Source organism: Acinetobacter sp. KAM396 (genome assembly GCF_021602765.1).
Lineage (GTDB): Bacteria > Pseudomonadota > Gammaproteobacteria > Pseudomonadales > Moraxellaceae > Acinetobacter > Acinetobacter towneri_A.
Window position 1 is genome coordinate 135630 of the sequence record NZ_BPPH01000001.1, and the last position, 13937, is coordinate 149566.

A 13937-nucleotide genomic window follows, 5' to 3' on the forward strand; every position below is an offset into this window, starting at 1 on the left:
ATTAATCCTGTTCTTTAGAGGATTCTTGTTTGGATTTTTCTTCGTCATCACCATCTGGAATGACAGCACCAACTACAGCAGCAGTGCCTTTCACCACACCCTTTGTAGTTTTGTAGGCAACTTTTACGGGAACTGTCACAACTTTGTGAATACAACCTTGCAAGACAAACATACATGCCACAATGGCCAACACTTTCATCATCACAGTTCCCTTTTCGTCAAACTTAGATATCGCTATATCCTAAGCTTTTTAATGCACGTTCATCATCAGACCAACCACCTTTGACTTTCACCCAAAGCGTCAGCATGATTTTTTGCTCGAACATTTTTTCCATGTCGACCCGTGCATCCATACCAATTTTTTTCAGCTTCGCGCCTTTTTCACCAATCACAATGGCTTTTTGACCAGAGCGATCTACAAAAATAGTGGCATCAATATAGGTACATGGTGCTTTCATACGACCCGTTTTTTCATTTAAAACCGCATCTTCAGTTTTAAATGATTCGATTTGCACGGTTAAATCGTAAGGCAGTTCTTCGCCCAATTGGCGCATGATCTTTTCACGGATAATTTCAGATGCCAAGAAACGTTCTGAACGGTCTGTGATTTGATCTAGCGAATACAACGGTGGCTGGAATGGCAAATAGCGTTCAATCGTGTCACGCAAATGATCTAGGTTCGCGCCGCGCAATGCCGATACAGGTACAATTTCCGCAAAGTTCATTAACTTGGCACGTTCTTGAATAATCGGCAAAGCCTGATTTTTATTCTCAAAAGTGTCGAGTTTGTTAATCACCAGAATCACTGGCATTTCTGCATTTTTCAGCTTTTCTAGGACTAACTCATCATTTTGCGTCCATTTTTGTGCATCCACCACAAACAAAACCAAATTCACATCGCGCAAAGCAGACGATGCAGCACGGTTCATCATTTTGTTGATGGCACGGACTTCTTTTTTATGCATCCCTGGTGTGTCTACAAACACAGCCTGAGATTTTTCACGTGAATCAATTCCCACAATTTTGTGACGTGTGGTTTGTGGCTTACGTGAAGTAATGGATAGTTTTTGACCTAACAAATGGTTCATGAGGGTTGATTTACCCACATTCGGGCGACCAACAATCGCAACAAAACCACTGCGGAAATCAGATGGAATTTCAGTTCCCTGACCACTAAAGAATTGGTTAATTAGGTCATTGGCGTCGTTATTCGACTCGTGATCAGCATCTACGTGATCGGAATGGATGGTCATTCAGACTTTTGCTCCAAAAATTTTAAAATATCTGCCGCAACTGCCTGCTCGGCAAAGCGACGGCTTGAACCTTCACCCTTCATTACAGGCAAGCTATCGACTCGGCATTCCACAATGAAATGCTGATTCGGGGCATCACCCTGAATATCTACAACCTCGTAAACTGGGAGAGGTTTTTTACGTGCTTGTAAATATTCTTGTAAACGTGATTTAGGGTCTTTGAGTTGATCGGTTGGCTCAATATGATCTAAATAAGGGCTGTACCATTTTAGCACAATCGTTTGCAGTAAATTTAAATCACCGCTATCGACATATATGGCGCCAATAATCGCTTCTACGGTATCTGCCAGTATAGACTCACGATGATGACCGCCAGATTTCAATTCCCCTGTACTGAGAATTAAATTTTGGCTGAGCTTTAAATCATTGGCGATTTTGCCTAAGGCTTCCTGACGAACCAAGGTTGCCCGCATACGCGTTAAACGACCTTCATTTTCGTGAGGATAGGCCTCATATAAATAATTGGCGATAATCATGCCCAATAATGAATCGCCTAGAAATTCCAAACGTTCATAATTGTGTTTATGACTCACCGAACGGTGAGTCAAAGCCATTTTAAGCAATTCAGGTTGCTTAAACTGATAACCGATTCGGTTGGCTAGACGGGTCTCATTTAGCTTGGACTGAGCTTTGATCAAAACTTTTCTCGAATTTCATTACAATATCAATATTCAATAAGAAAGGTTTTCTTATTTCATATTCTTTTTTCACTTGCAGACCATCAACATTCGTGACTTGAGCAACATCTGCAAATTTAATATCGCGAATGTTGTTCATACTTAAACGTTTGTCCATTTCACCAATAAATTTTTGTGGTGATAGATTTTTTGGCCCATTTAACAATTGTTCTTCAATTTGATTGTCCAACATTCGATCATCGAAATATGGTCCCCAAACTGCAACTGCTACTTTTGCCATAAATGCAAAACCAATAATTGCAATTAAAATTGCAATATAAGATGCCCCTTGTTGATGACGCATTTTTTATTTTCCTAATCTGCTGTATTAATCAATTTTGCCGTTACGACTAAATGACGGCAAATTAAACCCAGGTTCTTTATGCATCCAAATATAGAATGCACGACCTGTTAGGTTTTCCTCTGGTACAAAGCCCCAAAATCGACTGTCAGCACTTTGATCGCGGTTATCCCCCATCGCGAAGTAATGACCGTCAGGTACTTTGACTTCCCAATATAAACCATTTTCTGCTGAATATTTACCATTGTCTACATAGTTCAGGAATGGTGCCTGACGTGCCACGTTGACACCTTCAAGTTCGCGCATGGTAAATGTATGCGTGCCTAAAGTTTCCTGATGGTAAATTGATGTAGGTGTATCTAAACTGTCTTTTTCACGGCTAAATTGGATTGGAGTTTTTGTTACTTTTTTACCATTGATGCTTAACTGACCATGGTCATAAACAATATGATCACCTGGTAAACCGACAATACGCTTAATATAGCTAATGCTTGGTTGTGGTGGATAACGGAACACCGCAACCTCACCACGTTCAGGCGAACCCACATCTATAATTTTGCTGTTGATAATTGGCAAACGCACACCGTATTCAAACTTGTTCACCAAAATAAAATCCCCCGTTTCTAAAGTTGGCACCATAGAATCTGACGGAATATTGAATGGTTCATACAGGAATGAACGCAGTACCATGACCACTGCCAAAACAGGCCAAAAATCATACGCCCATGTGATGATGAAGTTTTCATTGCCTCGTCCTTTGGTTGCTCTTTGCTTAAATACAAATTTATCGAGCAGCCACACCACAATAAAAAACAATGTGGCAGGAACGAGAATCAAATTAAAATCAAAATCCATGGGTTTTTATCCTTATAATTTTAGCGTTCGACTTTGAGTACGGCCAAGAAAGCTTCTTGCGGGATTTCAACACTTCCCACTTGCTTCATACGTTTCTTACCTTCTTTTTGCTTGGCAAGTAGTTTCTTTTTACGAGAAACGTCACCGCCATAGCACTTCGCAAGTACGTTTTTACGCATCGCTTTCACAGTTGAACGTGCAATAATTTGCGCACCAATTGCAGCCTGAATAGCCACATCAAACATTTGACGCGGAATCAAGTCTTTCATTTTTTCAACCAAGGCAATACCACGGTGACGTGCATCTTGACGGTGGCAAATCATCGCCAAGGCATCAACTTTTTCACCGTTAATTAGTACGTCTACTTTAACTAAAGATGAACTTTCAAAACGAACAAAGTTATAATCTAAGGATGCAAAACCACGTGAACATGACTTCAATTTGTCAAAGAAGTCCATCACGACTTCCGCCATTGGAATTTCAAAAGTAATGGATACTTGGTTACCCAAGAATTTCATATCCTTTTGCACACCACGACGCTCAATACATAAGGTCATGACATTACCCAAGTATTCTTGTGGCACTAAAATATGACATTCTGCAATCGGTTCACGCAAATCTTCTACAGTTGAACCATCAGGCATTTTAGAAGGACTGTCGATATAAATTGTTTCGCCATTTTTCATCACGGCTTCATAAATAACCGTTGGTGCCGATGAAATCAGGTCTAAGTCGTACTCACGCTCTAAACGCTCTTGTACGATTTCCATGTGCAACATGCCCAAGAAACCACAACGGAAACCAAAGCCTAAAGCATCTGAACTTTCAGGTTCAAAGAACAAAGCTGAGTCGTTAATTTGTAGTTTGTGCAATGCTTCACGGAACGGTTCAAAGTCACTAGCATCAATTGGGAATAAACCTGCATAAACCTGCGGCTTAACTTTTTTAAAGCCTGGTAAGGTTTCTACTTCTGGTGTCGTTGCGAGTGTAATGGTATCGCCCACGGGCGCACCAAAAATATCTTTAATACCCGCAATAACAAAGCCAACTTCGCCTGCTTCCAAAATACCTGTTTCGGTATGTTTTGGATTAAAAATACCAACTGAGGTAATAATGTGCGTTTGACCTGTCGATTTCATCAACATTTTATCGCCTTTACGCACACGACCTTGCTTGATACGTACTAACGACACAACGCCTAGATAGTTATCAAACCATGAATCAATAATTAAGGCTTGCAAGGGCGCATCACGATCACCTTGTGGTGCAGGAATGACACTCACCAAGGTTTCTAATACATTGTCGATGCCTAAACCAGTTTTAGCCGAACAGGTGGGTGCATCTTGCGCTTCGATACCAATAATTTCTTCAATTTCATGAATCACGCGCTCAGGTTCTGCCTGTGGTAAATCAATTTTATTCAGTACAGGTAAAACTTCTAAGCCTTGCTCGATTGCGGTATAGCAGTTTGCAACAGATTGTGCTTCCACCCCTTGTGCCGCATCAACCACCAATAGCGCACCTTCACAAGCTGCCAAAGAACGTGAGACTTCATAGGAAAAGTCGACGTGTCCTGGGGTGTCAATGAAGTTTAATTGGTATTCCTGACCATTTGGATGGTTGTAGTACAAAGTCACCGAGGTGGCTTTAATGGTAATCCCACGCTCACGCTCAAGCTCCATAGAATCCAACACCTGCGCTTGCATCTCACGATCTTGTAGACCGCCACAGGTTTGAATGAAACGATCTGCCAGAGTCGATTTACCATGATCGATGTGCGCAATGATCGAAAAGTTACGGATGTTTTTAATATCAACAGATTTTTTAGCTTGCGCCATGGGTTACCTTAAAAAATAACACGCCCTGCACCTTAAAATTCATGCAGAGCAAAAGCCGAATAGAAATTGCGAAGGATTATAGCAGATGGATTTTTCAATGTATCCATAATAATGAGTTCCTTTTGCTGCCCTTTAGTTTTTTCTTTTTATACAGCAGACTTAGACGTTTTATGTGTAGATTTAAATACTTTATGAATCTTAAAAACCTCAAGATATAACGAATCGTAATACCCAACTAGAGCACACTCGGTACTTAACTTATCTCTCGACTAATCATAAGCACTAAAATCTAAAGGATTAACATCTGCAGCCAGTGGCTGATAAGCTTGCGTAAAGGTAGGTGACATACGCTTTGGACGGCCTGTGGCAATTTCCACACATGCCCATTGTGTGCTACCCATAAATAACAGGCTTTTATCTTGCGGGCGATAAAATGCATACTGACGAAATGAATACAGCGCATTCAAATCACTGAGCCACGTTCGTAAAATCAGCTCCTCTCCTTCGAGAGCTGCTTTACGGTATTGCACATGGTGTTCTACAGCGACCATGGCATGTTTCAGCTTCAAATATTCTTGTACACCTAAACCTAGCTGCTCTATATGCGCCGATGCCACATCTTGCATCCATTGCACATAAACCACGTTATTCACATGACCCAAAATATCTATATGTTCTGGCTGTACGGTGATTTTTAAATCAAATATGCTACTCATGTCATCCTTTTAACTAAACGGTCATGTCGGTCTAGTCTAACAAAAATGCAGAGTTACATAAAAAAGTCGCCCTAATTCCAGAGCGACTTTCTTAAAATATGTGACTATCTAAAGTTTAGTAAAATTCTAAATTTTAGTTTAATTCACTATTTGATCTCATGCTGCATCAGCTTATTGAATACGCATGCCAATAATCGCACGTTGTCCTTGACGAATAATCACCACACGTGCAATAGCACCTTGTTTCAAGGTAGATACTGTTTCAACAAATTGGTTGGCATTTTGGATAGTGGTGTTATTCAATTGCACAATGACATCGCCTGGCATAATACGCGCCTGAGCAGCCGAGCCACCACGACGCACTTCCTGAATCAACACACCGCCTTTAATATCTAATTGGCGTTGTTCTGCAACACTTAAATCGCGAATTGACACCCCTAAAACAGGGCCTTTAGCTGCTGTATCAGGGTTATTTTTGGCAGGAGTGTCATCAGGAGCTGTGCTCACAGTAGCAGTAATATTACGGCGTTTATCATCACGTAATACTTCAAGCTGAATACTTTGATTGGGCACTGAGCGGTTTAAATAGTTCAACAATTCAGAGGTTCTGGAAATAGCTGTGCCGTTGTATTTAAGAATCACATCCCCTGCACGCAAACCTGCACGTGCAGCAGGTGAATTTGGTGCAACTTGAGTAATTAATGACCCTTCAGGTTTACTGAGTTTATAAGATTCTGCCAGATTGCGATCAATATCTTGCAAACTCACCCCTAAATAAGAGCGGGTCACTTTACCATTTCGTTTTAACTGATCGGCCACGTCCATTGCTACATCAATAGGAATAGAGAATGACAACCCCATATAACCACCCGTACCACTAAAAATACGGGAGTTCACGCCCACAACCTCACCACGCTGGTTGAACAGTGGCCCACCTGAGTTACCTGGGTTTAAAGCTACATCGGTCTGAATAAAGGGTACTGAGGTTTCACCCATCATATTCCGCATTTTTGCACTAACAATCCCTGCCGATGCAGAATAGTCAAATCCAAATGGAGACCCAATTGCAAGTACAGGCTCACCCACACGCAATTGATCGACATTGCCTGTACGCAACTCTGGGAAACTCACACCTTGCACTTTTAATAAAGCGACATCGGTACGTTCATCACTGCCCACCACAGTTGCATCTAATTCACGGCGGTCATTCAGTACAATTGTAACTTTTGAAGCATCTTCCACCACGTGGTGGTTCGTTAAAAGGTATCCATCTTTACTAATAAAAAATGCACTGCCATAACCTGTTTTTTCTTGTGGCAATTGTTGTTGTGGAATAATGACTTGATTGCCAAAAAAACGGCGTAAAATTTCTGGAACTTGTTGTTGTAAGAGTTCTTCCTGACTCATTTTTTTGACCACATTGACACTCACAACAGCAGGACTCACCTGCTCAACCAAATTAGAAAAGTCTACTGGTGGTGCTGCTTGAGTCTGCACAGTTGCCATAGTAAAAACAGCCGCATATAAACCTTTTTTTAAATTGCGATTTTTCATAAATAGCATTCACTCAATAATAATTATGACTTTGAACCCATCTTATTTATCACAAAATTACTCGGTTTTGCGTAATAAAATGTTGAATCTTTTCAGTTTCAGCTTTTAGTTTATTGCAATTAAATCAGTTTGATGAGATTGAATATTTAACCATGCTGAATCTGACTTAAAGCTCAACATCTGAAATAGATTGGACAAAATTGTCATAAAAGTTGGAATATTCCATAAAAGTTTCCCGTTTATTCTTTTTTTTCATTATTCATGCCCACTTCGCACTTGCGTTTTTCTGCAAAAAGGGGTGTCATTATCCAACTTTTTTCAAATTAGCTGATGGACATGTCTAATTTAAACACAACACATCAATTTGATGTGATTATTGTGGGAAGTGGTGGTGCAGGTTTGAGTTTAGCGCTCTCATTACCCCAGCATTTCAAAATCGCCGTTTTGGCAAAATCTACCCTCACTGAAGCCAGCACCTTCTATGCGCAAGGTGGTGTTGCTGCAGTCCTTGATGAAACCGACTCAATTGAACAACATATAGATGACACCATGATTGCAGGTGCACATTTATGTGAAATTGACGCCGTAAAACAAACGGTGGAAGGCGGTAAACCTTCGGTAGATTTTCTGCTCAAACATGGTGTGCAGTTTACCTTAGACGAACAAGAGCAATTGCATTTAACCCGTGAAGGTGGCCATTCTCAGCGCCGTATTATTCACGCTGCCGATGCAACAGGTCGTGCAATTTCCATGACTTTGGTGCAACGTGCTCAAGAACAGCAAAACATCACGATATTTGAAAACTATATTGCCATTGACCTGATTACCTCACAAAAGCTTGGTTTAAACGAAGCTAATCGCTCATTGGGCTTATATGCACTAGATGAAAGTACTCAAAAAGTACATACCTTCCTTGCTCCATTTACTGCACTTGCCTGCGGCGGCGCAATGAAAGCCTACCTTTACACATCAAACCCAGACATTGCGACGGGCGATGGTATGGCCATGGCATACCGTGCAGGTTGCCGTGTAGCCAATATGGAATTTAACCAGTTCCATCCAACCTGTTTGTATCATCCTCAGGCGCGTTCTTTTTTAATTACTGAAGCCATGCGTGGTGAAGGTGCATATTTACGTTTACCTGATGGCGAACGCTTTATGCTGCGTTTTGATGAGCGTGCAGAATTGGCACCACGTGACATTGTCGCACGTGCAATTGACTATGAAATCAAACGCTTAGGTATACGTCATGTGTGGTTAGACATCACTCATAAACCTGCAGAATTTGTAAAGGAACACTTCCCAACGATGTATGCACGTTTACTGGAATTAGGTATTGATATAACCACTGATATGATTCCTGTTGTACCTGCTGCCCACTACACTTGTGGCGGGGTGATGGTCAATGAACATAGCCAAACCGATATTGCAGGTTTATATGCGATTGGTGAAACTTCTTATACAGGTTTGCATGGCGCTAACCGTATGGCAAGTAACTCTCTTTTAGAATGTTTTGTCTATGGAATGGCGGCCGCCAAACATATTGAAGCCCATTACACCGCAGATTATAGCTCGCCTGAAGTCCCTGCTTGGGATGACTCTCAAGTCACTAACCCTGATGAAGATGTGGTGATTTTACAAAACTGGGATGAGCTACGCGCAACCATGTGGAACTATGTCGGCATAGTACGCACCACCAAGCGTTTAGAGCGTGCCTTGCACCGTATTGAAATGCTAAAACGTGAAATCACCGAGTATTATCAGGACTATCAAGTCAGTAAAAACTTGATTGAGCTGCGTAATTTGGTTCTGGTTTCTGAAATGATTGTGCGCTGTGCCATGCAACGCAAAGAATCGCGTGGTTTACACTTCACGCTAGATTATCCTGAACTCGCACCTGAATTGCGTAAGACTGTGCTTATTCCACCAAATTTCCAAGTGGAAACCCCATTGGTGAATGAGTGATCTGATTGCTTGTTACACAACAGCATTTGCATAAAAGTATCTGTGAATAAAGTGCATTTGAATTCTAATGCAAGAAAGCACCGAATCGTGTTCCATAACACGATTCGGTATTTTATCATTTTGAATATGATGACGTTAACTTACTACCCCCCCCAAGAATTCATCAAGTTGAGTTTTAGATTACGGCTGCAACTTGAGTACCATCTTGAATAAATGCTTCTAAGCGAACTTGACCAGCCAATAGTTGCTGTAATTGGTGGCTAATTATGTACTGCAATTGCTGCCGTGTCTGTTCGTCTATAGGCGCATTTTGCAATTGTTTTGACAAATGCTGTAATGCTGCTTGAGCCCCCAACTGCTGCATTTTAATTGCATACAGATAGCCCAACACCACTCCTTTCTGCACATAATTTGCAGCTAAATCATTCTGCAGATGATAAATCAAAGCACCCATCACCCGTTCATTGGCTGAGAGTTTACGCAAAGGGTCACGTGCCACACGCTGACACGGGTCTTTATAGGCATGTTCACATGAGTCCAGAAAGCTCTGTGCCAGATGCTTTAAGTTTTGCTGACGATGCGGCAACTGTGCAGCTAATCCCAACGCTACTTGTGCCGAAACAGCGCGGGTAAAATCTGCAACCAATGGGTCTGCCATTGCGACACCAATACTGTTATGCCCTATTAAACTGGATAACCAAGCCATCATGGCATGTACACCATTCCATAAACGATTTTTAATGAGTTGGATTTCGGCAATATCATCTACCAAAATCATTTGACGCATGTGTTGCAATAATGGACTGGCATTTTCCACATAAATAGGCATGTCACTTTCAGCATGAAATAAAATTAAATCCATACTTTGCAAAATGTGACTGGGCTGAAAATTGCGTCTTAAATCTTCTACATATAAGGTGGCTTGACGCTCTTGCTCAGGCTGCAATCGAGTATTATCTTCAATTTCAATTGGCTCTGCTTCGTCATCCAACTGAAATTGCTTAAAAATATTATACTTGATGCGTAATTGGCGATATAAGTTTTGATCGCTTAATTTAGAGACCATTCTATTTACGACAGTATCGCAAAAATAATGCTGCGCCATAATTTTGGCTGCCGTATCGGGATCCAACAACGTCTCTAACGCCTGATGAATATGCGTCATCAAGAGCTGTTTTGCCCCAACTTTATTTAAAATTACCAAAATAGTTAAAGGCTGATGGAGTTCAACTTGCGCTATAAAACGGGCATATAAGCCCTGCGCAATTACTTTAGCCTCTTGCTGTAAAGCATGTTCAGGCAAACATAATGCAATTAGGCTCGACTCCACATACATTTGCTGCATCTGCTGCAAGTTCTCCGCATCAATGATGTGCATATTTTCAATTCGTTCATCATAAGAACATTGTCCATAACGAATTGAATACGTTCCAAAGGCGTTTACTGCAGAACGATATAAGGTATTCCGTGTAGAAGCATAAATACGTTTAGGACGGGTATAGCCATCCCAGTGCGATAAAATTTGGGCCAAATAGCCCCCACCTATTGCACCAAAACCATGAATCCCCACACTCAATTGATTTAAAGTTTGCGGGAAGGCCTCTTGTAAACTCGGCATTTCCAATACAGGAATAACTTGATTTAAGTCATCTAAATAAGCTTGCATACTTGCGTAATAATGCTGCGTGAGTGACAACATATTAGCATTAGGTTTTTTGATATCCCGAAATAGTATGGTTATGCCACCCGCTGCATGTGCAGATTTGATTCCATTTTCAGAATCTTCCAGCATGAAACATTCGCTGGGTTCTAGATTAATTTTTTGTGCGGCTGTTATAAAAATTTCAGGATGTGGCTTGCCCTGTTGCACCTCATCGCCACAAACTAATACATCAAAAAACTTATAGACATTGGCATTAATCAAATATTCTTCGGCAATGGCACGACGACTAGACGTAGCAACTGCCATTCTCAAGCCAGACTTTCGTAACCGCTCTAATACCTGCAACAAACCTTTTTTAATGGGCACACCAAAATTGCGCACACTTTCTAATTCTAGTTCATCAGCACGCTGACGGATCTCACGGTAAGGAATGTCTGCACTATATTCTGCTTGCGCCAGTTGTTCAGCGCTCTTTGCACTCAAACCCAAACATTGCATGAGGTATACGTCTGAAAATTCAACGCCAATGAGCTCCTGAGATGCCTGCTTCAATGTTTGAAACCGTAATCGTTCAGTATCAAACATTGTTCCATCCATATCAAAGATTGCTCCATGAACAATATTGTTCTTGAATTTAAGCATTTAGCTCCCTTGTTTTATCACTTACGGGTTGTTAGCTTAGACAAAAGCAGATTTGATCTATATGAAAAACATAAAATGAAATATTTGTGATTGTTTTTTAACCAATTAAACTCTGATTTTCATGTGGTATGTGTACATATGTAACCACATGGTAAATATAAGTAACTAAAATTAAGATAAAGCTGACTTTATTCTCAGCCAATCTGTGGAATCGAATACGTCCCTGTTACATGCGCCACGGCATCATCTACACCTTCGGAATATACCCAAACCTCACCGACCACGAGGTTTTTCCCTACTTTCATTAAGCGACATTCACCACGTAAATTACGCCCTGCTGCGGGCTTGCGTAAAAAGTTGATGTTTAAATTACTGGTCACCGCCAAAGCCACCAAACCCAACTCCCCTAAAATGGCGATATAAAGTGCATAGTCTGCAACAGTCATCATAGTCGGCCCTGATACCGTACCACCTGGGCGTAAATCACGTTCATCGATGTGATAATTCACCAATGCCCCACGTGGCGTGATGGACACAATTTCACATTTTTCCAAACTTTGCGGAAACTCAACTTTTAAAAATTCAATAATTTCGTCTTTGGTCATATTTACTATTCGCTATTATTTAAATAAAAAAATCTTCTAAAGCATTTCCACTATAGAAGATTTTTCCATTCAATCAAATGCATAACCATGACCCATTGGCTTGTTATACCTTTGTTTGTTATGCCTTAGCTTGCAAATAGTGCATCGCCTGTGCAAATACTTGATCGGGGCTTTGTGTTGCATCTATGCGTTTCAGCCGCTCAGGATGTCGCTCCCACAAAGTTTGATAGCCACTTCTTACTTTCTCAAAGAAAGCTGCTTTCTCTTGTTCAAAACGATCAAGTTCTCCACGCGCCCGTGCACGGGTCATACCCAGTTCAATCGGTGCATCGAGCCAAAAAGTTAAGTCAGGCATACGTGCCACAAAATGGCTATTCAGCATGTTCAACTTCGCTACGCTTAAACCACGGCCAGCACATTGGTAGGCAAAACTTGCATCACTAAAACGGTCGCATAACACAGTTTTACCTGCAGCAAGTGCAGGTAAAATCACCTGATCTAAATGCTGTGCACGTGCGGCATACATCAACAACAGCTCTGTGTCGGAACACATTTTTTCTTCATGCTTAACGCTAAGTAACAAATTACGAATTTGCTCAGCCATAGCTGTGCCACCTGGTTCACGGGTGAGTACCACAGACTGGCCTTGTGCCGTAAGATAATCGTGAATACGTTGAATCAGTGTGGTTTTACCTACACCTTCGGTGCCTTCAAAACTAATAAACATACTTATTCCCCTGACTTTTTGGCACGTATTACGCTTAAATATTCTTGTACAGCGCGGTTATGATCTTGCAAATTGGTACTGAATTTATGCCCACCATTGCCTGTCGCCACAAAATAAATGTTGTCAGATTGGTCTGGATGCATCGCCGCTTCAATGGCTTTTTGACTTGGCAAGGCAATTGGTGTTGGCGTTAAGCCACTCATGGTATAGGTGTTGTATGGCGTTGGAGTGCGTAAATCCTGACGGGTGATATTACCCTGATAACGATCTCCCATACCATAAATGACGGTTGGGTCAGTCTGTAAACGCATACCCAGTTTTAAACGACGTACAAACACCCCAGACACTTGCCGTAATTCAGCATCGACATTGGTTTCTTTTTCAATAATTGAGGCCATAATCAAGGCTTCATATTTATTTTTATAAGGTAAATCTGCTGCTCGATTATTCCAAGCATCATCCAATGATTTCATTTGACGCTGATACAGATCGGTTAAAATTTTACGATCAGTTTCACCTTTGGCAAAGAAATAGGTATTCGGTGCAAATAAACCTTCGGGATGTGCAAAAGGAATATTTAAAGCTTTTAGCATTTGATCATACGGCAAATGAGACACTTCTTTGGTGACTAGCTCATCTTTCTTTAACGCATCAATCAATTGTTTAAAAGTCGTGCCTTCAATCACCAAAATGCGGTTCATTTGCGCATTTTCAGCATTGGCGATCATTTCCATAACCTGACGTACGCTCATGCCCTGACGCACTTCATATACACCTTTCTTCATGCTGTCATGGATCATCACCCGTTGGTACAACTTTAAAACAATTGGAAAGTTCACATGATCATCTTCAGCCAAACGATCAATAAAGCGTGAATACGTGTCGCCTTCATTAATCGCCAATAATTGTTTTTGACCTTCAACAGGATAATCTCTAAACAGACTTGACCATAAAATCACGCCAAGCACCAGTAATAGCCCCAGTATAAAAATGATGCCACCTTTCAAGGCACGCATAGACGGTACTGTATTAGTTTTCTTTTGAGACTTTGATGGGCGCTTAGACATAAGAATGAATCTGA

At 41.1% G+C, this 13937-nt stretch carries 13 protein-coding genes; 1 reads left to right on the top strand and 12 read right to left on the bottom strand.

The window, feature by feature from the left end; genetic code table 11:
* Position 1: 1 nt before the first annotated feature.
* The 8 genes from L6C30_RS00735 to L6C30_RS00770 all read right to left on the bottom strand — a co-directional run bounded on the left by L6C30_RS00735 (position 2) and on the right by L6C30_RS00770 (position 7254).
* Positions 2-202, bottom strand: a complete 201-nt coding sequence (locus tag L6C30_RS00735) for an NF038104 family lipoprotein (RefSeq protein ID WP_019837686.1) — start codon at positions 200-202, stop codon at positions 2-4.
* A 22-nt stretch (positions 203-224) separates the two neighbouring features.
* Positions 225-1253: a GTPase Era gene (gene era, locus L6C30_RS00740; protein ID WP_004971721.1), complete on the bottom strand. Its 1029-nt coding sequence runs from the start codon at positions 1251-1253 to the stop codon at positions 225-227.
* On the bottom strand, positions 1250-1951 hold the full coding sequence (gene rnc / locus L6C30_RS00745; RefSeq protein ID WP_026438189.1) for a ribonuclease III: 702 nt from the start codon (positions 1949-1951) through the stop codon (positions 1250-1252). The genes era and rnc overlap by 4 nt, the downstream gene beginning before the upstream one ends.
* On the bottom strand, positions 1923-2294 hold the full coding sequence (locus tag L6C30_RS00750; RefSeq protein ID WP_019837688.1) for a DUF4845 domain-containing protein: 372 nt from the start codon (positions 2292-2294) through the stop codon (positions 1923-1925). Before L6C30_RS00750 ends, rnc begins: the two co-directional genes overlap by 29 nt.
* Positions 2295-2318: 24 nt before the next feature.
* A complete protein-coding gene (lepB, locus tag L6C30_RS00755; RefSeq protein ID WP_019837689.1) occupies positions 2319-3146 on the bottom strand; it encodes a signal peptidase I in 828 nt (275 codons plus the stop codon).
* 20 nt (positions 3147-3166) lie between these two features.
* Positions 3167-4984 (bottom strand): translation elongation factor 4, encoded by a 1818-nt coding sequence (gene lepA / locus L6C30_RS00760; protein WP_019837690.1) that lies wholly within the window; start codon positions 4982-4984, stop codon positions 3167-3169.
* Positions 4985-5253: 269 nt separating this feature from the next.
* Positions 5254-5700, bottom strand: a complete 447-nt coding sequence (locus tag L6C30_RS00765; RefSeq protein WP_019837691.1) for a thioesterase family protein — start codon at positions 5698-5700, stop codon at positions 5254-5256.
* 171 nt (positions 5701-5871) lie between these two features.
* Positions 5872-7254 (bottom strand): Do family serine endopeptidase, encoded by a 1383-nt coding sequence (locus L6C30_RS00770; protein WP_070154165.1) that lies wholly within the window; start codon positions 7252-7254, stop codon positions 5872-5874.
* A gap of 330 nt (positions 7255-7584) precedes the next feature.
* Here L6C30_RS00770 and nadB point away from each other — a divergent pair, with 330 nt between their 5' ends.
* Entirely contained in the window at positions 7585-9219 is a 1635-nt protein-coding gene (gene nadB / locus L6C30_RS00775) for an L-aspartate oxidase (RefSeq protein WP_236162210.1), read from the top strand.
* A 175-nt stretch (positions 9220-9394) separates the two neighbouring features.
* Here the strand turns inward: nadB and mtlD are convergent, their stop codons facing one another.
* The 4 genes from mtlD to mltG form a co-directional block, all read right to left on the bottom strand.
* Positions 9395-11524 carry a bifunctional mannitol-1-phosphate dehydrogenase/phosphatase gene (gene mtlD / locus L6C30_RS00780; RefSeq protein ID WP_236162209.1) on the bottom strand — a complete coding sequence of 710 codons (2130 nt, stop codon included), beginning with the start codon at positions 11522-11524 and terminating at the stop codon, positions 9395-9397.
* A 194-nt stretch (positions 11525-11718) separates the two neighbouring features.
* Positions 11719-12129, bottom strand: coding sequence for a PaaI family thioesterase (locus L6C30_RS00785; RefSeq protein ID WP_096901103.1), 411 nt, complete (start codon positions 12127-12129; stop codon positions 11719-11721).
* A gap of 118 nt (positions 12130-12247) precedes the next feature.
* The gene (gene tmk / locus L6C30_RS00790; protein ID WP_236162208.1) at positions 12248-12856 is read right to left on the bottom strand and encodes a dTMP kinase; all 609 of its coding nucleotides are present in this window, start codon (positions 12854-12856) and stop codon (positions 12248-12250) included.
* A 2-nt stretch (positions 12857-12858) separates the two neighbouring features.
* Positions 12859-13923, bottom strand: coding sequence for an endolytic transglycosylase MltG (gene mltG / locus L6C30_RS00795; RefSeq protein ID WP_236162207.1), 1065 nt, complete (start codon positions 13921-13923; stop codon positions 12859-12861).
* Positions 13924-13937 lie beyond the last annotated feature (14 nt).